This window comes from Planctomycetaceae bacterium (assembly GCA_041398785.1).
GTDB lineage: Bacteria > Planctomycetota > Planctomycetia > Planctomycetales > Planctomycetaceae > JAWKUA01.
This window is the reverse complement of the sequence record JAWKUA010000002.1, coordinates 51,812-76,113: the sequence shown is the minus strand read 5'-3', so window position 1 is coordinate 76,113 and position 24,302 is coordinate 51,812. Positions and strand designations below refer to the sequence as shown.

The following is a 24,302-nucleotide window of genomic DNA, read 5'->3' as shown; positions in this document are numbered from 1 at the left end:
GGGGAGCGGCGGCGCTCGGCTTGTTCGGCAGACGGCACGTGGTAATCTGTCGTTTGAACAGCACCATACTCATTCCGGGAGCCGCCACAGTGTTACGTCTGAATCGTCGTACTGCGTTGGGATCGATCGCCGCCGGGTTCGTTGCGTCTCGTTGTCCGGCCATTTCAGCAGCGGATGAAGGCAAACCGTCTGCTCCAAAGCGGGCGACTCGCTTCGCCGTTTCCAGCTATTCGTTCTGGCAGTTTGAAAACGAAGAGCTGCGGCCGATCGAAAAGTGCATTGACCTGGCGGCCGAATGGGGCTTCGACGGCGTCGAAATCCTGGAGATGCAGATGCTGGAAAAGGATAACTCAGCGCTGCAGCGGCTAAAGCAGCGGGCATTTGTCAACGGCATGGATCTGTGCGGCTTTTCGACTCACCAGGGCTGGGTTAGTCCCGATCCGGAAGAGCGAAAGAAGAACACAGTGAAGACGATTAACAGTATCGAGCTGGCCTACAAGCTGGGCATCCCGACGATGCGAGTCAACACCGGTCGATGGGGCACCAGCGGCAGTTTCGACGAACTGATGGCCAATCGCGGCATCGAGCCGGTGCTGGAAGGACATACCGAAGAAGAAGCGTTCGGCTGGGTGATTCAGGGACTGACGGACTGCCTGGCGACGGCCGAAAAATGTGGAGTCACGCTGGGTCTGGAAAATCACTGGGGACTCGGACGCACTCCGGAAGGCGTGATGCGGATCGTGAAAGCCATTGAATCACCGTGGCTGAAGACGACTTTGGACACCGGCAACTTTCTGGAAGATCCGTACGATCGGCTGGAGATGATGGCCGACGACGCCGTGCTGGTGCAGGCGAAAACCTACTACGGCGGAGGCCTGTGGTATTCTCTGGATCTGGACTATCCGCGAATCGCCAAACTCTTGGCGAAGCACAATTACCACGGGTATGTGTCGCTGGAATTTGAAGGTCACGAGGATCCGCGCACGGCGATTCCAAAAAGTCTGGCGATGCTGCGCAATGCGTTTGCGTAAGGCGCGCGGGCCGTTGAAGTGTACGGTGCCACGTTTCGGGTTTATGAAGGAAGAGCCGTGGGGCGACGCCGAATGCTGACAGCCTTCCGAGAACCAGAGGATTGAGTCCGGCGACATCTCACGACCTGGCGAAACGGTTCCGACAATGATCCAGACGCTTGTTTTCCTGCTTGCCTGCCTTTTGCCGCAATCTGACGCATCCGACCTGCTGAATGCCGTTAACGCCGAACGCGGCGGACGGCACTGGATTGACCAGCAGCCGGACCCGCCGAAGTCGCCCGAAGAATCGCTGGCCTGCTTTCAGATCGAACCGGGTTCGCGCATCGAACTCGTCGCCGCCGAACCGCTGGTGAAGGATCCTGTCTGGATCGAATTTGATCCGCGGGGAAGGATGTTCGTGGCCGAATACGGCGACTATCCGATCGGGCCGGTCGATGAAGACGGCAACGCCATCGAAGGCGCCGAACCGCTTTCGCAGATTGTGATGCTGGACGACACGGACGGCGATGGCCGCATGGACAAGCGCATCGTCTTCGCCGACAAGTTGCAGTTCTGTCACAGCTTCATGCCGCTGATGGACGGGATTCTGGCGGGAGCACAAACGGAAATCCTGTTTCTGAAGGACACCGACGGCGACAACGTGGCTGACGTGCGCGAAGTCTGGTTCGACGGCTTCGAACCCGCTCATCCGCAGATGCAGATCGGCTGTCCCGTGAGGGGATCCGACAACTGGATCTATCTCACGTACGCTCCGGGAAACGTGCGCTGCCGCCGGCCGGGGTTCGAAACGGATGAACCGGTGAAGATGCCTCGCCAGGACATGAAGTTCAATCCGGCGACGATGGAATTCGAAACGGTCAGCGGGTTGGGTCAGTTCGGCAACACGGTCGATCGTTTCGGTCACCGCTTCTTCTGCACGAACCGCAATCCGATCATGATGGAGATGATTCCTCAGGCCGCCGCGAAATCGAATCCGTATGTCACGATCGGCACACTGCACACTGACGTCGGTCCGTCGGGAGGCGACACGAAGGTGTTTCCGCTGGTGGCGATGAAAAGCAACTATTTGTCTCACGCGGGAACCCACACATCGGCCTGCGGAGTCACTGCTTACGTCGGCGAGCTCTGGGACGACGAATTCCAGCGGAGCGTGTTCGTCTGCGAACCGGTCGGGCATCTGGTCACGCGATCGATCATTGAACCGATCCCGAACAGCCCGGCTCTGACCGCACGCCGAGCTCGCCCCGACGCCGATTTTCTGGCGTCGACGGATACGTGGTTCCGGCCAGGCAGCCTGCGCACCGGCCCCGACGGAGCACTCTACGTGGCCGACATGTACCGCATGTGGGTCGAGCACCCGAAGTTCCTGCCCCCGGACATCGCGGCTCGAATCGACTGGCGAGCCGGCGAGGACAAGGGCCGCATCTGGCGGATCGTTCCGACTGACGTGCGGCGAGATTCCGGCCGCGTGACAGATTCTGAGCAGAAGAATGCGATGGGATCGGAGTCCCATCTTACAGACACGCTGCTGGACCGGGCTGCCAGCGACAACGCCGCTGTTCGTTACGCGGCCGCCCTGGCATGCTGCGGACCTGTTACGCCCGAAGTTGTCGACGCGCTGAAAGCCATCGTCTCGAAACCAATGGACCACTGGCTGCGGCAATCAGTGCTGCTCGCCGCGAAGGACTGTTCGGGTGAACTGATCGCGTTTCTCGTCAGCGGCGATTCGCACAATGGTCCTGCAGCATCATCGGGTTCGCCACAGACTACGCCGACCGATCCGGAAGACCATCGTACGGGACTGTTGCACGACCTGGCATCGGTCGTCGGTCAGCGAGGCGATGCAGGCGAACTTGCTACAACGCTGAACGCTGCCGCATCCTGCAGCGAAGACCAGCTTTCCGCACGAACTGCCATCCTGACCGGGCTCGCCCGCGGGCTGCCTCGCAATCGTGGCGACGCGACAGCGAAGTCGCTGGCAAAATTGCTGGAGAATCCTCCGGATGGCGCAGCGGCCGCAGTTCCGGATATCCTGGCTACACTCGATGCCGCGGCGGAATGTGCGACCGACCGGCAGCGTTCAGCGAGTGACCGCATTGCCGCGATCGCACTGCTGTCCAGCCAGTCGCCCGACGTCCTGACGTCCGCGCTGAAAAAGCTTCTGCAGCCCGGCGAACCGACCGCCGTTCAGCTCGCAGCCGTCCAGGCGGCACGTGAAAGATTCAGCTCCGAAACGGCCGCGGTCCTGCTGGAGAACTGGAACGGGCCTGGTCCGGCCGTGAAGTCGGAAGCGCTGTCGCTGCTGATGGCGCGGACCGATTCCACGCTGGATTTGCTGAAAGCGATGGCCGCCGGAACGATCTCGTCATCATTCATCGATATCGACCGGCGAGTCCAGTTGCTTCAGCATCGGGATGACACGATTCGTCGGCTGGCCGTTGAAGTCTTCGGCGACGTCGTTTCCGCCAATCGGAAGGCCGTTGCCGAGGAATACTCCACCGCGCTGACAATGGACGCGTCCGCCGAGCGAGGCGCCGCTGTGTTCGAGAAAACCTGCATCAAGTGCCATCGCATCAACGGACGCGGAAGCAACGTCGGCCCGGACATCAGCGACACTCGAAACCGGACTCGCGACGCCCTGCTGTACGACATTCTGGATCCCAACCGCCGCGTCGACCCGCAGTTCAGTGAGTACGTCGTTGTGACATCCGACGGCCTGACATTCAGCGGCCTGCTGGTCGGTGACACCGAATCGGCCATCGTCCTGCGTCAGCCGGAAGGCCGCGAACAGACAATTCTGCGGAGCGACATCGATGAGCTTCAGGCAACCAACAAGTCTTTGATGCCGGAAGGCATTGAGAAAGATGTGTCCGTGCAGCAGATGGCAGACCTGCTGGAGTTTCTGAAGTCGGAATAACTCGGCAAAGATTGCACGGAAGCCTGGCCGTTGGCGGTGCATTCAGGTCCTGTTGGGTGTGCTCAACATGAGACTTCATCGACTGCTCTTGATTTCGCCCGAGCACCACACTCTGGCGGGAAGAGCCAAGGATATTGCTGCCGGAGCCGTCCTGCTGGCGTCGGTCACGGCAGCCATTGTCGGAGCGATCGTGCTTGTGCCGTATTTCCAGTGAAGGCGGTACTCGACCGGCCCTTTGCCAGCGAATGCTTCATTCAGTACTGTTGACCGTCCTGTTTTTCTTCATTCGTTTCCTTCATCTGCTTCGGAGGCAATCATGAAACTGCAAACAATTCTGACGTTTCTGACATTCGCAATAACTGCGACCGCGATGCCGTGCGCGACCGCCGCCGATCCGATCAGAGCCCTGATCGTCGACGGACAGAACAATCACGACATGTGGCCAAAGACCACGTTCATGATGAAGCGGTATCTTGAGCAAACAGGGCTGTTCACCGTTGACGTGGCTCGTACGGCGTATACCTGGAACGGCGGTGACCTGGTTGAACAGTATCCACTGGAGGGCGTGACAGGCACATCAACAGAGAAACCTCAGACGGACCCCGACTACCGCCCCGACTTTTCGAAGTACGACGTCGTGATTTCCAACTTCGGCCATAGCGCGGCGGCCTGGCCAAAGTCGACACAGGAAGCCTTCGAAACATTTGTCGGTGACGGCGGCGGATTCGTTGTCGTCCATGCGGCAGACAACGCGTTTCCCGACTGGCCCGCGTACAACCGGATGATCGGCCTCGGCGGCTGGGGCGGAAGAACGGAAAAGGACGGCCCTTATATCTACACAAATGACCGCGGTGATCTCATTCGGGATACGTCTGCCGGAAACGGCGGGCATCACGGAGTCCAGCATGAGTTTGCGATCGTCGTCCGCGATCGTCAGCATCCCGTCACGAAGGGCATGCCTGCGGAATGGCTGCACGCAAAGGACGAACTCTATGACTCCCTGCGAGGCCCCGCTGCGAACATGAATCTGCTGGCAACAGCCTACAGTGATCCTGAAAAAGGCGGTACCGGCCGGCATGAACCCATGATGCTGACCGTGACCTTCGGCAGAGGACGAGTCTTCCACACGCCGATGGGACACGCCGACTATTCGATGCAAGATGTCGGCTTCATCACGACGCTGCTGCGCGGTACCGAATGGGCGGCGACCGGAAAGGTCACGATACCGATTCCGGCTGACTTCCCGACGTCGGACAGGAACAGCAGCCGGACGTTTGAGAAGTAGTCTCCGATTTGTGCTATAGCCGGTGCAGATGAAAGTGGTGCGGCCCGAGTTTTCCGCCGTAATTCCCGGCGGTCACGCGCACGATGTCGGGACAGGACGACAGACGCTGCAGTCCGGTTTTCATGGCGGCGGCGACAGCGCTTTCCGAAAGTCCGTCGATGACGAGTTCGTAAACGACGGCCTCGTCATCCGCCAGTCCGGACTCCACCTGCCCGCGAAGTGTCGGGCAGAACGCATGGTTCGTGCTGGCCCGCAGCGCGGCGTATTTCGACCCGACCTTGGACCCACTGCGGACGATTCCCGCCGGAAACGGCAGAATGACATCCGGAATCGCGGCGATGTCGCTGACGGCCGATCGCATCGCGGCCAGTGTTCCTGCAGGCGACCTTCCGCAGACGATCAGGTTGCCTCCGCCAATGCCCTTCACTGTGCCGAAGACGTCATCACACAGGAACTCACCGTCCATCACCGGAATTCGCCAATAGCGCCGATCGCCGAGTCTCTTGGAGATCTGGAAACCGTCACCAAAGAATCGCAGATTGGCACCGACCTTGATGCGTTCTTCCTTCGATTCACCGACAAGTCCCGAAAAGCAGGCGGTTGTCGGACACGTGAGCACGTTTTGACCGACACGGGCGGTAACGGCTTTTTCCAGCGACTTGCGATTGAAGGCGAACGCCAGCACGCTGACTCCCGGGCGACCATCGGGTGTTTCGTCCGGCCCGACCGGACACTCAATGCCCGCTTCGGCATCGCAACCAATCACGCTCGACGCGTTCCCGCAGAATTCCCGGGCGGCAGTTGCAGCAAGTTCGTGATCGACGGCCGTGATGACCAGTCGCGTGGCCGTCATTGGGAAGGCTTCCGCAAACGTGTCATCGATCACAGGTGCCGCGTCCAAGGTTGCTGCAGTGCTGGGTTCCGAAACGCTCATGCCGCGAAGTCTCCCTGCGACGCTATTTCTTTTCAGAAGGAAGAAGGAGTTGGTTCCGTTTGGTCACGCAGAACCCGGGTTTTCGGGAGCAAGTCTGGGATTTTCCCTGCCATGAGGCCGCCACGTGAGCAACGGAGTTGGTGCCAGGGGAGCAGTCCTGCAATCTGTGAGATTTCCGCGAAGGGATCATTTCGCAGATTGGTCGCCGGATCGCAAGTGTGCAGGTGACGTCGACGACAACCATCGTTGTGCGAATGCTCGGCGTGCGGAGGAGCACATGCGCTGCGAACAGCGCGATAACTCACGTTGGACGCGTTCCGCTCTGAATCCAGATGTCGGCCAATGCGGCCGCGCGAAGCAACACTGCATGGCTTTCCTTCCGGCTCGCGTCGAGCAACGACGGCGCTGCATTCCCAGGTTCCACGCCGTGCGCCGTGTCGCCGGACGAAATTCCGGTACATTGGCGGAATCGCCGCCCGTCGGTTTGAACCGGTCGGTGCCTGTTGTGTTGGTATGGGCCAGCCGGTTTCCGCCTTGCTGGAGTCGGTGTCTCACTTTTGGACATATTTGGCATTGTGATTTGCCAAAATTGTCTGTCCCCGTATGATTCCGGTCGAATTCATGCGTTGGCGACCGCTGGTGTTGTGAATTCCAGAGGACACGTCCGTTTGGCAGGTGCGTCATGGTTCCGTCGCTCGACATGCGAGATCGCACAATCCTGGAGACGCTGCATCGCAATGGTGAGGCGGACGTCCAGCAATTGTGCGATGTTCTGGGCGTGACACGGACAGCGATTCGCCAGCGAATTTCCCGGCTGGAAAGCAGCGGGCTTCTGGAATCCGGAGTTCAGTCACAGCGTCGCGGGCGCCCCAGAAATATCTATCAGGTCACGGCGAAGGGCCTGCATTCGCTGGGTGAAGACTACCGGGAGCTTGCGGTTGTCCTGTGGAAGACGATTGCGGGAATCGACGATTCAGCCATTCGGCAGCAGCTGTTTTCAGAAGTCAGAGACAGGCTCGCCGACCGGTTTCGGCGGCGTTTAACAGACACAGAATCCATCGATGTTCGCCTGGACGAGCTTGCGGGTGAGATGAAATCCAGCGGTTTCAACGTGGAGAGTGACCATTCGACATCTCTGCCCATCCTTCGGGAAACCAACTGCCCATTTCCTTTGCTGGCGGATGTGGATGAGGCCATCTGCCAGGTGGAGAGGCAGGTGCTGGAACAGGTCCTGGGGGCTCCGGTGCGATTCAAACATCGGTGCCGTGACGGCCATCACTGTTGTGAGTTCGAGGTGCAGACGGAGGCCGTGTAGTGCGGTTGACGGAGTGGCGTCGTGCTGACGTCGAACGAGACTTTCCCGTCTTCCGGGCCGCGATCCCCAGCGACCGGAACCGGGGCGGTAAGATTGAAACAAGTTGTTGTGTTGATAGAGTTTGCGGTTCGATTTTTTCTGCGACAGCGACGTCTGCCAGCCTTTTCGTCACTGGGTTCGCGCGTTCCGCCCGGTTTCGCAGAATTCGCATTCCGCTCAAGGATCCAACGGCATGACATGGGTTGAAGGACGATTCGAAGAAAACGTCATTACCACAACGATTGAGCAGGCCATGAACTGGGGCCAGCAGTCCAGCATTTGGCCAATGACGTTCGGGCTCGCGTGCTGTGCCATTGAAATGATGGCGACAGGGGCCAGTAAATACGACATCGATCGATTCGGTGCCGGTGCGTTCCGTGCGACGCCTCGTCAGGCCGACCTGATGATCGTCGCCGGAACAGTGACATTCAAAATGGCCAGTCGCGTCCGACGTTTGTACGAACAGATGCCGGATCCCAAGTACGTGATTGCTATGGGAGCCTGCACCGTCGGCGGCGGGCCGTATTTCAAGTACGGGTATCACGTCGTGAAGGGAGTCGATCTGGTGGTTCCTGTTGATGTTTACGTCCCCGGATGTCCTCCGCGGCCGGAAGCACTGCTGGAAGGCCTGATGAGAATTCAGGACAAGATCAAGGCCCGCAGGGTGACTCGCGGGGAAACTCAGTTGCCCGTACCACATCACACGGGCTACTCGGCGCTGAACGTCTGATTCGCAAGCGCCAACGGTCGTTGTGACAAGTCTGATGGAAGGGAACCGGTTTGTATGAGCAGCCTGCTCAAAATCACTGATCTGCATGTTTCCGTGGCTGACACGCCGATTCTGAAGGGCGTGAACATGGAAATCCGGCCCGGAGAAATTCACGCGCTGATGGGGCCCAACGGGTCCGGCAAGAGCACTCTGGCCTACGCTCTGGCGGGACATCCGAACTACGCGGTTACAGGCGGATCCGTCGAAATCGACGGAACGAACATCACCGAGTTCTCCGCCGACGAACGTGCGCGTATGGGGCTGTTTCTGGCGTTTCAGTATCCGGTCGTGATTCCCGGCGTCAAGGTGGCTGACTTCATTCGCCATGCCGTCAGCAATGTTCGCAATCCGGATCGCCGCGAAGGTGAGGGGCTGATTCCCATGCGGGAGTTCCGCAAAGAAATTCGCGACCGCATGGACGAACTGAACATGGACAGGGAATTCGCCCGCCGCTATCTGAACGACGGATTCTCCGGAGGAGAAAAGAAGCGGATGGAAATCCTGCAGATGGCAATGCTGAAACCGAAGTTTGCCATTCTGGATGAAACCGACAGTGGTCTGGACAGCGACGCCGTGCGGGTTGTCAGCGAAGGACTATCCAAGCTGTCCGGGCCGGACATGGGCGTGTTGATTATTACGCATCATGAACGCCTGCTGGAATTTAATCCGCCGAAGTTCACTCACGTCATGCTGGGTGGCCGCATTGTGGAAACCGGCGGCGCAGACCTTGCCCATGAACTTCATGCCAACGGTTACGCAACCGTTCGGGAGCGACATCCGGATGCTGCCGCCGAGACGGCGAAAACTGCCGCCGCTGCCGTGTGACCGGTGACGCATTCTCCGGAGATCGTCTCACTGCGATCCGCCGTCTTCTGAACCTACGCCCTGACGAAACTGAGCACCGCCATGTCTGTTGACGCACCATCAAAAGGCGACGTGGGAGTTGGTGAATACCAATACGGCTTTCACGATTCCACCGACAACTACGCGTTCAAAAGCCGCAAAGGACTTGATGCAGAAATCGTCGGCCAGATTTCCGAGATGAAAAACGAGCCGGCGTGGATGCGCCAATTCCGGCTGCGTTCTCTGGAGATCTTCGAATCCCGCCCGATGCCGACGTGGGGCGGTGACATGAGTGATCTGAAGTTTGACGACATCTATTACTACATGAAGGCCGCCAGGGAACAGGGCCGAAGCTGGGATGACGTTCCCGAAGATATTCGCAAGACTTATGACCGTCTGGGAATTCCGGAAGCTGAAAAGAAGTACCTGGCCGGCGTTAAGGCTCAGTACGAATCGGAGGTCGTGTACGGCAGCCTGCTGGAGGAATTGTCGAAACAGGGTGTCTTGTTTACCGACACTGACTCCGCACTGCGCGACCATCCCGAGATCTTTCGCGAATACTTCGCGACGATCATTCCCCCGGAAGACAACAAGTTCGCCGCACTGAACAGCGCGGTCTGGTCCGGCGGGTCATTCATCTACGTGCCGCCGGGCGTCAGCATTGAGTTTCCGCTGCAGGCCTATTTCCGTATCAACAGCCAGAACATGGGGCAGTTTGAACGGACACTGATCATTGTCGATGAAGGCGCTTCGGCTCACTACGTCGAAGGCTGCACGGCTCCGACTTACAGCAGCGACAGTCTCCACAGTGCCGTTGTCGAGATCATTGTCAAACGCGGCGGACGGTTCCGCTATACGACCATTCAGAACTGGTCCGCCAACGTCTACAACCTCGTTACCAAACGGGCGATGGCCTACGGCGATTCTCTGATGGAGTGGGTCGACGGGAATCTGGGCAGCAAGCTGACGATGAAGTATCCCGCGATCTATCTGATGGAACCGGGGGCTCGCGGTGAGACACTTTCAATCGCGTTTGCCGGCAGGAATCAGCACCAGGACGCCGGAGCGAAAATGGTCCATTGTGCTCCGTATACCAGCAGCCGCATTATCAGCAAGAGCATCAGCAAGGACGGCGGCCGCAGCAGTTATCGCGGGCTTGTGAAAGTGGAAGACGGTGCCCACCACAGCAAAAGCAACGTGGTTTGCGATGCCCTGATTCTGGATCCGGCCAGCAAGAGCGACACGTATCCCTACATCGAAGTGGAAGAACAGGACGTGGCCATCGAACACGAAGCCAGCGTCAGCAAGATCGCGGAGGAGCAGTTGTTCTACCTGATGAGTCGCGGTCTGACGGAAGCCGAAGCGAGTGCCATGATTGTGACCGGTTTCATTGAACCGCTGGTCAAGGAACTTCCCATGGAATACGCGGTGGAAATGAACCGGCTGATCGAACTGCAGATGGAAGGGTCGGTGGGATAGTCATGGCAGTCGCAGCAGTTAATTTCGACCGTGTCGGGTTCAGCCGCGAAGTATTCGAGGAGTTTCTGGCGGCGCGCGATGAAGCGGGGTGGATCACGGATGCCCGTCGGGAAGCGTTCACCGTCTATCAGGAAATGCTGGAACGGGAACTGGATCCGGAAGAATTCAAACGCGTGGATCTGCGGACGTTCAATGCGTCGAAGTTTCGGCCGGTCAGGACTGTCGCCGATGAATCCGGAATTAATACGCTTCTGGCGGATGAGACTGAGTACGGCGGCAGCATCGTTCATATGGACGGTGAATTTGTGCGATCCGGTGCGTCCGAAGAAATCGCGGCCAGCGGTGTGCTGTTTGGTGATCTGCAGACACTATTGACGGAGCATCGTGAACTTCTTGAGCCTTACTTTATGAAGCAGGCCGTCCGGCCGGACTGCGACCGCTTTTCCGCGTGGCACGCCGCCTTCTGGACCAGTGGTACGCTGTTGTACGTTCCTGCCGGCGTCGAACTGCTGCTGCCGCTGCACAGCCTGATCGCTCACGGTACGAATGGAGTCGCGGAGTTCAGCCACACGCTTGTTATTCTGGAGGACGATTCCCGGGCGACATTGCTGGAAGAGACAACGTCGGCCAGTGACAGCACTGCCGGCCTGCATGTCGGATGTGTGGAACTGATTGTCGGGAAAAACGCCAACCTGCGCTATGTTCAGCTGCAGAACTGGAATCAAAAGACCTGGCATCTCGCTCACCAGGCTGGCAACGTGGACAGCAACGGTTCGCTGCAGTGGACCGTCGTTGGCCTCGGCAGCAGACTCAGCCACATCCACCAGGACGTGAATCTGAACGGCCGGGCAGCCAGTGCGGAAGTCAACGGAGTAACATTCACCAGCGATCGGCAGAAGATCAGCTATTACACACAGCAGCACCATCGACAACAGGGGACGCACAGTGACCTGCTGTATAAGGAAGTGCTGCGGGACGAATCCCGCGTAATCTGGAGGGGAATGATCAAAGTCGATCCGGCGGCACAGAAAACTGACGGCTACCAGCGCAGTGACGCACTGATGCTCAGCCGGGATGCCCGCTGCGACAGCATTCCCGGTCTGCAGATCGAGGCCGATGATGTGCGATGCACTCACGGTGCCACCACCGGGCGAGTCGACAGAGAACAGATCTTCTACGCCGAAAGTCGCGGCATCCGCGAGAAGGAAGCGATGCACATGATCGTGGAAGGCTTCTTCCAGCAGATCTATGACCGCATTCCAATCGAAGTCGTCCGGGAAACGCTCAGCCGCACCGTGCAGGGCAAGCTGGGGATTGAAACTGTCACCGCGCTGTGAGCGATGTTGAACGCGATCGCTGCGTTCCGAATCACGCTGTGCCGTTCCGTCAGTATGGTCCCTGCAGCCCCAGCAGGTAGCTCAGATTCGTCGGCGACGGCGGGCCGAATCGCGGTTCCAGCGAAACCGCGACGCCGACATTGTTCTTGCTCGTGTCGAAGCCCAGGCCGAAGTGCAGAATGAAGTCCAGCCCCACACGGCTGAGCGTCAGTGACGACCCTCGCGAACGTGATTCGGCCACATCATAGGCGTAGGTCGCTGTGGAAACCCACTTGGGACTCATTTGATAGCTGTAGCTGGCGGTCAGGATTTCACTTCTGAAATAGTTCTGCGCCTCCACGTGGCGGTAGGACACATATGCGCTGCCGCGTGTACTTCTCTGGCTCAGGACACCTACGTTCCAGTAGTTCTGTGCATTCTCGAACAGGTCGAACACTCCATCGGTCAGCAGGCTTGTGCGGTCGTTGACGTTCCATCGATAGTTGCCATACAGCAGTCCGATGTCCTCGCCGAAGTTGCTCTGGTTCGGGTCCAGGAAGTACGACAGTCCGGCCTCCCAGATCATCCAGTCACGAATCCGCGGATTGTCGGGCGGTCCGACTTTGGTCTGCAGGCGGTTGCGCGACCGAAGCCGGATGACCTGCTGATCCTCGACAAGTTCATGATACGGAGCGCTGGTCCACAGCCCTGCACCGGTTCGAACAGCGTAAAACCGGGGATCGAATTCCGCGGGAATCAGTCCGGGAAATATCTGCGTCGTGTAGCGGTACCGAAATCGCTCCTGTGCGTTTTCGTCGATCTGATTGTACTGCGCGATTTCCGACAGGTTCCGCGACGCATCGACGAAGGAGTATTCGACGGAGTTTTCGGTCTTGTGAGCCAGTCCGTTAAGGTTGAAGACATCGCTGCGTACAAACGGCATCAGTTTTGTTGCGGAAATCTGAGCCTTTGCGCCGGCGTTGACGACGTACCGGTCAACGTCCTGAGCAGTCAGCCCTTCGTCCCAGAAAGCGGCTTCGCCCATCACATATGGATTGATGTTGATCGGTCCCAGCATGAACGGCGCGTCGATCCGGTGGCGCGTCATCGCGACAATTCCCTCGGCGTCGCGAACGTAGGGCATGCCCAGCGCCGTAAATGGATCGGTCAGGTCGGTGGGTGGCGTGGCGGGGTTCAGGTGAGCATAGCCGGCACTGGAGTGGGAACTCCAATATGCCAGTCCGCCCAGGACGGGCTGCGAAAAGCTGTACAGGTCGGCTCGCGGCAGCCATTCCGTGACTGTGTCGAAGTCATACAGCGAAGGCTGCAGCCACGCGGTTCCGCTGAATGCGCCGTTGTCCTTTCGCACTCCAAGGATTGTCTCAACGTCCTTTTCTTCATCGAAGCGGATCTCGTGATACTGTTCCAGGTAGTTTCGATCGGACAGAAATCCGATTTCTCCGAACAGTGAAGCATTGTCTGCGAATCGCTGGCGGTGCTTCCACGTGATCTCGCCCCGGTTCCTGTCCGCCGGAGCCAGCTTCCGCCGGTCGAGACCCAGGTTGTCGAAACCGTCGTCGTATTGGTAGTAGATTGTGCCGTCACCCAGTATGGAGCCAGTGATTGTGGCCACGTTGTAGCGGGCAGCCGTGCCGACTCCCGGTCCGCGCCTGGACAGATAGTCAGCCAGCAGATCCCACTGCATGCCCTGTGGTGCGTTCGAGCCCAGGATCTTTGTCAGATTCCAGACGGTCTTGATCTGGTAGCCGAAGATGCGGTCATGACGAACCGCCGCGCGTCGAATCGGGATGTTGGGATCTTCGGCCGGTCCGCTGACCTTCGGCAGGTACAGCAGTGGTACATCACCCACCATGAATTTCGTGTTCAGCGCTGTGATCCAGGTCGGCTGTCCGACATCGACACGACCGGTTGTCGGATTCGTCCAGGTCCACGGAGTCGAAGCGCCGGGTTCGACAAAGATGTCGGACGCCTGAATTCGGTACCCAGGTTTTCCATACGGACTTGTCGTCGTCCAGGCATTCTGAGCGTGAAAGCGATCGGCGGAAAGCTGCCGCAGCCGCTCCGCCTTTACTCGGAACTCTGCCCCGGTTTCCGGTACCTGGGCACGCAGTTCGGCATTCAGCAGCAGTGCCCGGTCGCTGGTTGCGTCAAAGAATGCGTGAGTAGCAGTGACTGTGTTCGCGTTCTGCCGAATCAGGATGTTGCCTTCCAGATAGACCTGAAACCGGGTGCCGGAGGGCTGAACCACGGACACGCCTGATTCGAGTCCGTCGGCTTCGCGAGCCGGCGTCCAGATCACAATGCGGTCTGCTGACAGATCAATGACTCCCAGCCGAACCGTCTGCCCTTCGACGTCAAGAGTGACATCATCGATCAGCAGATTGACTCCGCCGGTGATCACGTAAACCTGCTCTTCCGGAATCGTGTCGCGCGAGGGAAACGTCTGGAACTGCAGCGGTGTCGCGGATCGCGGTCGTACCTGAATTCGGCGGGTTGCCGAGCCGGGCGTTTGAAAACCGCTGCTGGGCTGCTGCGGAGGAACGAATAGTTCCTGCCCAACCTGCAGGCTGACCGTCGACGTTTTCGGGAATCTCTCGGGATAAAGCCGTTCGAGCGCCCGCCGCATCAGTTCGTTCGGCTGCCGAATGGACGAACGCTGCCGTGAGACCGTTTCCGGAGCCTGCCGGGACTGCAGTTCGATCAGTCGCATCGCGGAATTCTGTACACCGTCGGCGTCCTGATATCGTACCGCCCGTGAACTGCTGTCTTCGGCATAAACCAGCAGCCGGTGACCCGCGGCTGTGCTGTCATCGACGACGACAATGCTCTGAGCGCTCAGGGCTGTTTCGCCGTGAACCAGGTCCGCACCGCCGCGAAATGCATGGACGGTTGCATCACCCCAGTCCCAGACTTCTTCGACATAAGCGGTAATTCGCACCGGCGACTGCGTGTTGGTCTGCACCGGCAGTACTGCAGGATCTTCCGCGCGCAGAAACCCACAGACGATGGCCAGCCAAATGACCACCATGCATGCGGACCGCCGAACGCGAGACGCAAACAGCATTTGAAGACCGAACGGTTGAGAGAAGCGGCGGGAGCGTGCGGAGGGATTGGAGAGGGGAACTTGCGCTGGCAGCCGACGCAGGAGCGACAGACGGCTGTCTTTGGCAGGATGAAAGGGACGCGAAACGGCGGCGCTGCCGGCCGATTTCGACGCGCGGCAGTGTAGGTCCGCGGGCGACTTATGGTCAATAGCGTGTCGGGGGTCGGTGCTGGCTGTAACGGCTTTGAGTAAAGGCACTTACGACAACACGAGCCCCGCCGCGGCAGTCTTTGCCGGTTTTTCTGAAGTCAACTGCCCAGTGCGTCGGCGACATTCGTGCGGTATGCGGTCATCGCTGGCAGAAAGCCAACCAACACCGCCAGCACCAGCAACACCGGAAACAGCACGGCTTCCCAGGGATTGACGGCCCATCGATTTAGCAGCAATCCGGTACGCGTGCTGGCATACGGAGCCAGCACGACCGCCAGCCCGTGACCAGCGAGCCAGCCGGCAACACCGCCGAAGACGCACAACACAGCGGATTCCGCCAGCACGATTCCGAACACGCTGCCTCGGCGAGCACCCAGAGCGCGCATGATGCCGATCTCTCGACGACGATCGGACATGCTGTTGTAGATGCTCACGAAGATACTGACCCCGGAGACAAGGATGATCATCGCCGTAAGCGCCATCAGAATGTTTCGAATCGGTCCCACTAGATTCACCATCAGCCGCCTGATGGGAATGATGGGGTTGACGGACATCGCGCGGAATCCGTCGTTGATTTGTGCGTTGAAGCTGACCGTATCAAACTGAGACCGCATCTTTACCAGAATCGCCGTTACTTCCTTCATGGCTTCGGGCGTTTCGTGATGATGAGCATGGCCGTGGTCGACTCCGGCAGCTTCGTCCTCCGCGAGATGCTCGCGATAGTCGTCCAGTTGCGCGAGCAGCGCATCCCGGCGCGTCGGATCTTCGGCATAGAACTTCTGGATCCGGTCACGGACCTCGTCGACCGGTTTGGAATGTCCGTCCAGAGCCAGAAAACCTTCCAGGTTGATGAAGACAGTTCGATCATTCGGCGTGCCCGTCTGTCTGATGACCGCCACGACGGTGAATTTGTCATCGTGAATATGCTTGTCACCGCCGCCATGCTGGATCTGAAACTGTGTGCCGACGTCCCAGTTATTGACGCGCGCAACTTCCGAGCCAATGATCGCATCGTACAGGCCGTTGATTCGCTTGCCGCGGATCTGAAAGGGAGTGTCGGGCATGTAGTCATGCTGAAAATACTCGCCCGTCGTGCCGACAATCGGGAACGCTCCCTGCTCCGTCGCGTCGCCGAATGCCAGCGGCACGGCTGCGACAACGCGTCGATCGGATTTGATTTCGTCCCAGTAGGCATACGGCAGGTTGCCGATTGCTCCCTGGATCCGATACACGGCGCTGAGCACAAGTTGCTGCTCACTGCCCTGCGGCCCGATAATCAGGTCCCAGCCGATCGCGCGCTGATTGAAGCTGCCGTCAACAGCGCTGGCGAACACCAGCACGATCACCATCGCCATGACGCCCAGTGCAACGCTAAGCGCGGTCAGCAGCGACGCCAGCTTTCTTTGCTTCACACTTTTCCAGGCAATCGTCAGCAGGTTCATGCGGTGACTCCCGGAACTGACGTTTCCGGCTTATTGAAGTCGGCCAGGCGGTCGACCCGGTCGAAGGTGGTGGCGACTTCCATGGCATGCGTTACCATCAGCAGAGAAACGCTGTTTTCGCGGCAGGTGTCCCGGATCAGATTCAGGATCAGTTCCTGATTGGCCGGATCGACATTCGCGGTCGGTTCGTCTGCCAGCAGCAGGACGGGCTTGTTTGCCATGGCCCGCGCGACGGAAACCCGCTGCTGTTCGCCGACGGACATTCTCTGCGGAAGATGGTGCAGACGATTCTTCAGGCCGACTCGTTCCAGCAGGGAAACCGCGAACGCCCTGTCGACGCCGCGGCCGGAAAAAGACATTCCCAGCAGAACATTCTCCAGCGCGGAAAACGCCGGCAGCAGGTTAAAAGTCTGGAACACAAATCCGATCTTCGCCGCCCGAAAGCGATCTCTGACAACTTCGGGCAGGCGAGAAATGTCTCTGCCGTCCACAACAACCTTTCCTGCATCCGGCAGCAGAATCCCGGAGATCACGTTCAGCAGAGTTGTCTTGCCGCCACCGCTGGAACCCACCAGCGCGGCCTGTTCGCCGCGGGTCAGTTCGTACCGCTCGATACCCAGTACCGGCAGTCGGTTGCCGTCCGGTTCGCGGTAGGCCTTGCGGACATTTTCAAGGAGCAGCGACATCGTGAACCGTGGTGTGAGGAATCATTCGTTGCCCGACTTGAACCGGTACAACTGTCCGAACGGCGTTGTGAAGTAGACGTCACCTTTTTCATCTTCGCCGAAACTCATCACAGGCAGCGGATCACCCGGCGATTTCAGCGAATAATTGGCAACTGCCTTCCCGCTCTTTTCATCATATTCCAGTGCCCAGAACCGGCCGGTGACATAGTCGGCGTAGACATACTTTCCCGATAGTTCCGGGACCCGCTGCCCGCGATAGACGGTGCCTCCGGTGATGGACTTGCCAACATCGTGGTGGTATTCCCAGATCGGATCAATCAGGTCGGTGCGATTGACATCATTGCCGTCGGGATGGAACCAGTGAGTGGCTTCCCTGGTATTCCAGCCGTAGTTGCCGCCCTTTTCGATGATGTTGATTTCTTCCCACAGGTTTTGTCCCACATCGCCGGCCCACAGCCTGCCGGTTTCACGGTCGAACGCCATTCGCCAGACATTTCGCAGGCCATAGGCATAGATTTCCGGTCGCGCAGGTCTGGTTTCCCCCTGACGTCCGGCGGGCACCTGCTTTCCGATGAACGGATTGTCTTTGGGGATGGCGTAGTTTTTGCCATCGGCTTTGTGGTCAACATCGATCCGCAGGATGGAACCGAGCAGCGTGAGCAGATTCTGTCCGTTGCCCTGTGGATCGTTGGCGAGTCCGCCGTCGCCGAGACCCACGTACAGGTACCCGTCAGGTCCAAAGACGATGGTGCCGCCGTTGTGATTCCAGAACGGCTGCGGGATTCTCATGATTTCTTCTTCGGAGGCAGGGTCGGCTTTATTGGGGTCATCCTTTGAGACTCGGAATCGCGAGATCACGGAGGTGTGTTCCGCGTCCGTGGTTGTGTAGTACAGGAAGAACTCGCCGTTCTGGCTGTATTTCGGATGGAATGCAAAACCCAGCAGGCCTTCTTCGTTCTGGTTGTCCTTGTAGACGACCTTCTTTCGGATATTGAGGAACACGTCTGCTTCCTCGACATCCTGATCGCCGGGAATGACTTTGATGGTGCCTTCCTGTTCGGCGACAAACAGTCGATTGGTACCATCGCCGGCGTGAGTCACGACGATCGGACGTTCGAAGATCAGATTTTCAAAAGCGCGCTCCGTGCTGACGTTGAGAGATTCCTGTCTGACGTCCTTAAATTCATTTCCGGCACACGCCGATCCTGAAAGCAGAATTGCGATCGCGACAATTTTCTTCACAGTCGTCTCCACGAAATGGATGGTACAGTTTCGCACCAGACGCTGGTGCCTACGTCCGGCGCCGCCGATGTGAGCAGACAAAGTTGCTGCCCGGAAGGAATTTCAAGAACCAGCGCGGAGCGTAGTGATGGCCGCATGTGAAATCAAACGGCACAGGTCGCGATGGCGCTACAAGCTGACGTTGAGGAAAACCGGGTGCTGTCCAGCTACAACAGACTTTGAAGCGACGCGACGCCGATTTGTTCGCGATTCAGCAATGGTTCTGCGTAGCTTCGGCCGATGGTCCAGCCCCAGTAACGAGCTCTGTCGCGGATATCGTCGATGGCGGTTGGATGCTGATCCGGGCGGCCTTCAATCAACTGGCTGCGGTAGGCGGTCACGGCCTGCATCTTGGCTTCGATCTGCCCCGAAATGTCGACGACGACAGACGCGGCCGGGTGAATCCGCAGGTGGATGCTGAAATAGTGCAGCAGCGTTGACGGCCAGAAGGGATCTCCGGCAAGGTCGGAGCGGCTGAGTTTCGCCCAGAACCTGGCTTCGTCGCAAAGGCTGCTGGCTGCAACATGGTCGGGATGGGCGTCCTGCCAATACGGGGCCAGGATGATGCGAGGCTGTGTTTCCCGAAAGACTTCCGCGATGCGGCGGCGAGCTTCCAGGGTGGGCTGGAGGCTGCGGTTTGGAAGATCCAGGTTACGTCGCCAGGAAAGGTCCAGCACCGCAGTTGCTTCGGCGGTTTCCCGGGCTCGACGTTCCGGGGTGCCGTGCGGCGTCGGCTCGCCGGAGGTCAGATCCAGCACGCCAACTCGCAGATTCTGCCGTCGAGAGACAGCAATAATGCCGCCTACGCTGATTTCGGCATCATCCGGATGCGGTGCCACGACCAGAACATCCAGTGACGGCATCAGAACCCCTTCTTCAATCTGGGCGCGCTTTCGTCGATGGGTGACACTTGTCGTCCGAACGGAGACATTCTTCTGACTGACAGACCAGACAACCGGATTTCGACCATGAAACGCGTGTATGTGACAGGAATCGTTGCAGTTTTGCTAAGCGCGTCAACCGGTTGTGCGGTCTTTGAATCGGGCCGCGACGCGATGAGCCAGACGATGAGGATGTTTCGTCCTCGTCCATTTGACGAACCCGCCGATGTGGACGATCAGCCGGACGAATGGGGTTTCGTCGGCGACGAAGGCCGCGCTGAACTTCCTCGCGAACGCGACCCGGACCGCTGGTGGCAGAACCTGGTGATGTCCGAGGACGCTCGAAACATCGAACGCAACCTCGGCATCGACTGAAGCCAGCGATGCAGCCGCCGGACAGCAAGGTCGATAAGACTCACTCCGCCGCTGCTTCCGGACAATTGCCACGGCCGATTGTTTCGAACGGCGATCGCGGCCAACCGCCGAATCCATCTGCGCCACCGCCGACTTGCGCTGAAGGGTCGTTCGCCCGGACGCCGGACCGGCGACAAACGTGCGCGTGACGACGGTCAAACCGGTCTGGACACAGAATTCGGGATCAGGTACATCCCGCGCAGATCCTGCCGAATCATGAAACGGAACGGCAGAACATTCCCCCTCTTCCTGTCTGAATGCCTGACTGCTGCCAGCCGGCCGTGGTTTCGCCTGAATCAGCCCGGAAATCCGAACGGCTGACTGCTGTCTGCTTCGGAATACGCTGATTTCCCGTCACCTGTACCTGCCTGCGGGGCGCATCGTCCCCGTCTTCACGGGAGCCACCCATGTCTCCACGTCAAACCTCCCTGCCGGGTGCCGTGGTTCTGATGATCGCTGCCTGCGTGCTGCCGGTTGCCGGTTGCTACAACCCGTATATGTATCCGCGCGGTCCGTATGGAGCTCAGCCGATGTACGCGCCGCCGCAGAATCTGGCGCCGTCGGCACCAGGCACTTTGTACATCCCGGAAAGCAATGCGCCGCCATACGAACCTTCCAGCCCCGGAACGAACACCTATGAAGACGCCACGGACACATGGCAGCCGTCTCCCGGCACGAACGGCGGCGATGGACAGTTTTACCAGCGGAATGATTCAGAAGGCGGAGTTCCGAATCCCAGGGAAGTCAATCCGAACGGCAACATGTTCGACAGCGATCTCGGCCCGACGACAGAACTGCATCCAGGCAGCCAGCCGCTGAACGAAGCTGGCGGAGTCACTGTGACGTCCGTTTCGACTCGGCGCATCGTGCCGCAGTTCGGGTTTGACGAAGACAACTACCGCTGGCTGCGCGGGATTCTCAGGTTTGACGAAGCGTCGCGTCAGTGGAGCGTGACCTACAGTCTGACCGAATCCGACCGTTACCACGGCGATCTGAATCTGCTGGTCCAGCCGCACCAATTGCAGGGTCTGCGAAGCGGCGATGCTGTGGATGTGCGCGGTCAGGTTGACGTCAGTCTGCAGGACAAACGCGGCCGACCACTTTACCGCGTTCAGGACATGCGGAAGATGTCCCTTCGGATTGCCTCGTGAATTCCAAACGCGTGACTGCCGGAGAATTCAGCGTCCGGCCTTCTGTTCATTTGCTGTCGCGTGGCCTACAACCCGGCGATCACCGTTCGTCTTCGGAATGTTCGCTGAAGCGTTGATCCCTTGTTGTCGCTCGATACAGCACCGCCTGCTGACTCCGCCAGCCTGACCGAGTCGCAAACGCCACCGACTGCGCCCGGTGAGCCGGTCGCGGCAGAGCCATTGGTGTCCATCTGGTTCGTCGCCGGCTGCGTCGTACTGCCCGTCTTGTGGGGAATCCTCGTTCACCGGATCTTCCAGCGCCTGCGACGATATCGCGCACCGTCTGAGAAGCGAAAGTCGCGCGACGACGCGTCGTGGCCGGACTTTCAGATTTGATGTTTTTGGACCGGCGTCCAGTCACTGATTGCAGCGGGCCGCGAACCTGTGTCCCGCGAATGAACGACGTGTTGTGCAGTTCCGACGGATTTCGCCGAGTTTCATGTTTCGATAGACTGGCTGTGTCAACGACCACGAAGGACAGCAGCAGTCAGGGACGTTCGTAAATGGCGAAACAGCAGACGCCGCGCCGCAGAAAGCCGGTCGCGGTCTCACGCGTGATTTCCGGTGGACAGACAGGAGTCGACCGAGCCGCGCTGGATGCCGCGATCGCCGCCGAAATCGACATCGGCGGCTGGTGTCCCCGCGGACGCCGGGCGGAAGACGGACGTGTTCCCGTCGAATACCCGCTGCTGGAAACGGCCGCCCGATCGTACGCTGTCCGTACGGAATGGAACGTTCGCGATGCGGACGGAACACTGGTCGTCGTGCTGGATGACATCAGCAGCGGCACGCGACTGACCATCGACGTCGCTCGGAAACTGGAAAAGCCGCTGCTGGTGATTCACCTTCTGCCGCCGACGCAGCGCACTCTGCTTTCCGAAACGATTTCCGGCTGCGATCACATTCCGTCAGTTGTCGACTGGGTTCGCCGCAATAGAATTCGCGTCCTCAACGTGGCCGGGCCGCGAGCCAGTTCGGACGCGAACGTCTACCCGCAGGCACTGGAATTTCTTCAACAACTCTTCGCTGAACTGAGCCGAACGTACGCGGCAAGCAAAAAGCATGGCTGAACAATACATCATGACGATCGAACACCTCACTCGCATTTATGACGAGAAAGAGGTGTTGTCCGACATCTGGCTGGCGTTCTACCCCGGCGCGAAGATCGGTGTGCTGGGCATCAACGGGTCCGGTAAGAGTACGCTGCTGAAGATCATGGCCGGCGAAGACAAGGACTTCATGGGCACGGTGCGTCCCGCGAAGGGCATCCGGATCGGCTACTTTCCGCAGGAACCCCGGCTCGATCCCAGGAAGACGGTCGGTGAATGTGTTGAAGAAGCCGTCGCCGATTCGCGGGCCATTCTGGATCGATTCAACGCAATCAGCATGCAGCTCGGTGAAGACATGACGCCGGAGCAAATGGAGAAACTGCTGGACGAACAGGCCAGAGTTCAGGATCAGATCGACGCGGCCAACCTGTGGGAACTGGACCGCACTCTGGAAATCGCTGCCGACGCGATGCAGCTTCCGTCCGCGGATGCCATCGTCGAAACGCTGTCCGGAGGCGAAAAACGCCGAGTCGCCCTGTGCCAGTTGCTGCTGATGAATCCCGACATTCTGCTGCTGGACGAACCGACCAACCATCTGGACGCGTCGTCGATCGCGTGGCTGGAAAAGTTTCTGGACAGTTTTCCGGGAACCGTCGTGGCGGTGACTCACGACCGCTATTTTCTGGACAACGTCGCCGGCTGGATTCTGGAGATGGATCGCGGCCGCGGCATTCCGTTTGAAGGCAATTACACATCGTGGCTCGAACAGAAGCAGAAGCGGCTGGCTCAGGAAGAACGTTCTGAAAGCCGGCGTCAGAAGGAACTGAAGCGCGAACTGGAATGGGTGAGGATGTCGCCGAAAGCCCGTTCGTCCAAGAACAAGGCACGACTGGATCGGTACAAGGAACTGGCGGCACGCGAATATGATGCCCGCGAAGAAGCCGCTCAGATTCAAATCCCGACGTCGCGCCCGCTGGGCCAGCAGGTTGTTGTGGCAAAGAACCTGAAGAAGTCGTTCGGCGATCGGCTGCTGTTCGAAGACATGAATTTCGATCTGCCGCCGGGAGGAATCGTGGGAGTGATCGGACCCAACGGTGCCGGCAAGACGACGCTGTTCCGCATGATCATGGGTCAGGAACAGCCGGACGCCGGTACTCTGACGATCGGGGAAACGGTTTCTCTTTCGTATGTCGACCAGTCCCGCGATGCCCTGGATGCGAAGAAGACCGTGTATCAGGAGATCTCCGGCGGTCACGATACGCTGGAAGTCGGAAAGGCGAAGATTCACGCCCGCAGCTATTGCGGACGTTTCAACTTCAAAGGCTCCGATCAGCAGAAGTTCGTCGGCAACCTGTCCGGAGGAGAACGCAACCGCGTTCATCTTGCCAAGCTGCTTCGATCCGGCGGCAACCTGCTGCTGCTGGACGAACCGACCAACGACCTGGACGTCGACACGCTGCGAGCTCTGGAAGAAGGCCTGTCGAATTTCGGCGGCTGCGCTGTGGTTGTCAGCCACGATCGCTGGTTTCTGGACCGCATCGCCACGCACATCCTGGCGTTTGAAGGTGACGGTCGCGTCGTCTGGTGCGAAGGCAATTATCGCATTTACGAACAGCAGCGCCGCGAACGTCTCGGCGACGCAGCCGATGCTCCCGCCGGCGGACGGTTCAAACCGCTCAGTCGAGTGTGACCGCCGGCGCGACCGCAGTGTTCAGGAATCCCCGCGACCAAGATTCTCCAGCGAAGCACGATGTCCATTGCGGTCAGCCGCTGGCGAACCGCTGCGGCGCGGCACACACAGCGCGCACTGAAGAAGCCGCCTTTCAATCCGCAGTCCGCGGAACCGACAAACTCAGGCTCAGGAACGGTCACATCGAGCGAACGAAGACCCGCACGCACGCGCGTCCGGCGTGAAACTGCGGCAACTGGGCAGATTCGTGAGATCTGTGCGTGAAGGCACCAGGAGTCCACTTGCATGTTCCGGGAGCGGGACTTCCCGAAAGGCGAATTCACAAGTGTCGAAAACGAGCGGAAGTGATCGTTGAGGATGCGCAGGTTGTGTATGATGCGACCCTCAGCGTTAGAATTGCCGATTCGTCTTCTGTTCGAAGCAGCGATGCACGCGTGAGACGATGAACGGGCCGGACCTCCCACAGC

19 protein-coding genes are annotated in these 24,302 nt (G+C 59.1%); 13 read left to right on the top strand and 6 right to left on the bottom strand.

Annotated elements, in window-relative coordinates:
* The first annotated feature begins 89 nt into the window (after positions 1–89).
* The 4 genes from R3C19_02485 (at position 90) to R3C19_02470 (ending at position 5,233) form a co-directional block, all read left to right on the top strand.
* Entirely contained in the window at positions 90–1,031 is a 942-nt protein-coding gene (locus R3C19_02485) for a sugar phosphate isomerase/epimerase family protein (GenBank protein MEZ6059208.1), read from the top strand.
* Positions 1,032–1,176: 145 nt separating this feature from the next.
* The gene (locus R3C19_02480) at positions 1,177–3,948 is read left to right on the top strand and encodes a c-type cytochrome (protein MEZ6059207.1); all 2,772 of its coding nucleotides are present in this window, start codon (positions 1,177–1,179) and stop codon (positions 3,946–3,948) included.
* A gap of 67 nt (positions 3,949–4,015) precedes the next feature.
* On the top strand, positions 4,016–4,162 hold the full coding sequence (locus tag R3C19_02475) for a diacylglycerol kinase family protein (GenBank protein MEZ6059206.1): 147 nt from the start codon (positions 4,016–4,018) through the stop codon (positions 4,160–4,162).
* Between the two features lie 102 nt (positions 4,163–4,264).
* Positions 4,265–5,233, top strand: a complete 969-nt coding sequence (locus tag R3C19_02470) for a ThuA domain-containing protein (GenBank protein ID MEZ6059205.1) — start codon at positions 4,265–4,267, stop codon at positions 5,231–5,233.
* Between the two features lie 13 nt (positions 5,234–5,246).
* On the opposite strand, the gene fhcD is transcribed toward R3C19_02470, so the two are convergent.
* Positions 5,247–6,167, bottom strand: coding sequence for a formylmethanofuran--tetrahydromethanopterin N-formyltransferase (fhcD, locus tag R3C19_02465; GenBank protein ID MEZ6059204.1), 921 nt, complete (start codon positions 6,165–6,167; stop codon positions 5,247–5,249).
* 682 nt (positions 6,168–6,849) lie between these two features.
* Here fhcD and R3C19_02460 point away from each other — a divergent pair.
* From R3C19_02460 to sufD, 5 genes are all read left to right on the top strand, one after another.
* On the top strand, positions 6,850–7,482 hold the full coding sequence (locus tag R3C19_02460; GenBank protein MEZ6059203.1) for a MarR family transcriptional regulator: 633 nt from the start codon (positions 6,850–6,852) through the stop codon (positions 7,480–7,482).
* Positions 7,483–7,714: 232 nt separating this feature from the next.
* Complete coding sequence (gene nuoB / locus R3C19_02455) at positions 7,715–8,251, top strand: NADH-quinone oxidoreductase subunit NuoB (protein MEZ6059202.1); 537 nt, start codon at positions 7,715–7,717, stop codon at positions 8,249–8,251.
* Positions 8,252–8,305: 54 nt separating this feature from the next.
* The gene (sufC, locus tag R3C19_02450) at positions 8,306–9,115 is read left to right on the top strand and encodes a Fe-S cluster assembly ATPase SufC (protein MEZ6059201.1); all 810 of its coding nucleotides are present in this window, start codon (positions 8,306–8,308) and stop codon (positions 9,113–9,115) included.
* A gap of 81 nt (positions 9,116–9,196) precedes the next feature.
* Positions 9,197–10,612 carry a Fe-S cluster assembly protein SufB gene (gene sufB, locus R3C19_02445; GenBank protein ID MEZ6059200.1) on the top strand — a complete coding sequence of 472 codons (1,416 nt, stop codon included), beginning with the start codon at positions 9,197–9,199 and terminating at the stop codon, positions 10,610–10,612.
* Positions 10,613–10,614: 2 nt separating this feature from the next.
* Complete coding sequence (gene sufD / locus R3C19_02440) at positions 10,615–11,949, top strand: Fe-S cluster assembly protein SufD (protein MEZ6059199.1); 1,335 nt, start codon at positions 10,615–10,617, stop codon at positions 11,947–11,949.
* Positions 11,950–11,998: 49 nt separating this feature from the next.
* On the opposite strand, the gene R3C19_02435 is transcribed toward sufD, so the two are convergent.
* The 5 genes from R3C19_02435 to bshB1 form a co-directional block, all read right to left on the bottom strand.
* Positions 11,999–14,977 carry a hypothetical protein gene (locus tag R3C19_02435; GenBank protein ID MEZ6059198.1) on the bottom strand — a complete coding sequence of 993 codons (2,979 nt, stop codon included), beginning with the start codon at positions 14,975–14,977 and terminating at the stop codon, positions 11,999–12,001.
* A gap of 323 nt (positions 14,978–15,300) precedes the next feature.
* Complete coding sequence (locus R3C19_02430) at positions 15,301–16,644, bottom strand: FtsX-like permease family protein (protein MEZ6059197.1); 1,344 nt, start codon at positions 16,642–16,644, stop codon at positions 15,301–15,303.
* Positions 16,641–17,330 (bottom strand): ABC transporter ATP-binding protein, encoded by a 690-nt coding sequence (locus R3C19_02425; protein ID MEZ6059196.1) that lies wholly within the window; start codon positions 17,328–17,330, stop codon positions 16,641–16,643. Before R3C19_02425 ends, R3C19_02430 begins: the two co-directional genes overlap by 4 nt.
* Positions 17,331–17,351: 21 nt before the next feature.
* Positions 17,352–18,572, bottom strand: a complete 1,221-nt coding sequence (locus tag R3C19_02420) for a PQQ-dependent sugar dehydrogenase (GenBank protein MEZ6059195.1) — start codon at positions 18,570–18,572, stop codon at positions 17,352–17,354.
* 206 nt (positions 18,573–18,778) lie between these two features.
* Positions 18,779–19,474, bottom strand: coding sequence for a bacillithiol biosynthesis deacetylase BshB1 (gene bshB1 / locus R3C19_02415; GenBank protein MEZ6059194.1), 696 nt, complete (start codon positions 19,472–19,474; stop codon positions 18,779–18,781).
* A 105-nt stretch (positions 19,475–19,579) separates the two neighbouring features.
* Between bshB1 and R3C19_02410 the strand changes: the two genes are divergently transcribed.
* From R3C19_02410 to ettA, 4 genes are all read left to right on the top strand, one after another.
* Positions 19,580–19,867 (top strand): hypothetical protein, encoded by a 288-nt coding sequence (locus R3C19_02410; protein MEZ6059193.1) that lies wholly within the window; start codon positions 19,580–19,582, stop codon positions 19,865–19,867.
* 446 nt (positions 19,868–20,313) lie between these two features.
* Positions 20,314–21,057, top strand: a complete 744-nt coding sequence (locus R3C19_02405) for a hypothetical protein (protein MEZ6059192.1) — start codon at positions 20,314–20,316, stop codon at positions 21,055–21,057.
* A gap of 542 nt (positions 21,058–21,599) precedes the next feature.
* Positions 21,600–22,166, top strand: a complete 567-nt coding sequence (locus tag R3C19_02400; protein MEZ6059191.1) for a putative molybdenum carrier protein — start codon at positions 21,600–21,602, stop codon at positions 22,164–22,166.
* Positions 22,159–23,835, top strand: coding sequence for an energy-dependent translational throttle protein EttA (gene ettA / locus R3C19_02395; protein MEZ6059190.1), 1,677 nt, complete (start codon positions 22,159–22,161; stop codon positions 23,833–23,835). Before R3C19_02400 ends, ettA begins: the two co-directional genes overlap by 8 nt.
* Positions 23,836–24,302 lie beyond the last annotated feature (467 nt).

Excerpts from the sequence above, each read along its gene's own strand:
- R3C19_02400 (MEZ6059191.1), top strand. The coding sequence starts at position 21,600 with ATGGCGAAACAGCAGACGCCGCGCCGCAGAAAGCCGGTCGCGGTCTCA.
- R3C19_02460 (MEZ6059203.1), top strand. The coding sequence starts at position 6,850 with ATGGTTCCGTCGCTCGACATGCGAGATCGCACAATCCTGGAGACGCTG.
- R3C19_02475 (MEZ6059206.1), top strand. The coding sequence starts at position 4,016 with ATGAGACTTCATCGACTGCTCTTGATTTCGCCCGAGCACCACACTCTG.
- nuoB (MEZ6059202.1), top strand. The coding sequence starts at position 7,715 with ATGACATGGGTTGAAGGACGATTCGAAGAAAACGTCATTACCACAACG.
- sufB (MEZ6059200.1), top strand. The coding sequence starts at position 9,197 with ATGTCTGTTGACGCACCATCAAAAGGCGACGTGGGAGTTGGTGAATAC.
- sufD (MEZ6059199.1), top strand. The coding sequence starts at position 10,615 with ATGGCAGTCGCAGCAGTTAATTTCGACCGTGTCGGGTTCAGCCGCGAA.
- bshB1 (MEZ6059194.1), bottom strand. The coding sequence starts at position 19,474 with ATGCCGTCACTGGATGTTCTGGTCGTGGCACCGCATCCGGATGATGCC.
- R3C19_02435 (MEZ6059198.1), bottom strand. The coding sequence starts at position 14,977 with ATGGTGGTCATTTGGCTGGCCATCGTCTGTGGGTTTCTGCGCGCGGAA.
- R3C19_02430 (MEZ6059197.1), bottom strand. The coding sequence starts at position 16,644 with ATGAACCTGCTGACGATTGCCTGGAAAAGTGTGAAGCAAAGAAAGCTG.
- fhcD (MEZ6059204.1), bottom strand. The coding sequence starts at position 6,167 with ATGAGCGTTTCGGAACCCAGCACTGCAGCAACCTTGGACGCGGCACCT.
- R3C19_02405 (MEZ6059192.1), top strand. The coding sequence starts at position 20,314 with ATGTCTCCACGTCAAACCTCCCTGCCGGGTGCCGTGGTTCTGATGATC.
- R3C19_02480 (MEZ6059207.1), top strand. The coding sequence starts at position 1,177 with ATGATCCAGACGCTTGTTTTCCTGCTTGCCTGCCTTTTGCCGCAATCT.
- sufC (MEZ6059201.1), top strand. The coding sequence starts at position 8,306 with ATGAGCAGCCTGCTCAAAATCACTGATCTGCATGTTTCCGTGGCTGAC.
- R3C19_02410 (MEZ6059193.1), top strand. The coding sequence starts at position 19,580 with ATGAAACGCGTGTATGTGACAGGAATCGTTGCAGTTTTGCTAAGCGCG.
- R3C19_02425 (MEZ6059196.1), bottom strand. The coding sequence starts at position 17,330 with ATGTCGCTGCTCCTTGAAAATGTCCGCAAGGCCTACCGCGAACCGGAC.
- R3C19_02470 (MEZ6059205.1), top strand. The coding sequence starts at position 4,265 with ATGAAACTGCAAACAATTCTGACGTTTCTGACATTCGCAATAACTGCG.
- ettA (MEZ6059190.1), top strand. The coding sequence starts at position 22,159 with ATGGCTGAACAATACATCATGACGATCGAACACCTCACTCGCATTTAT.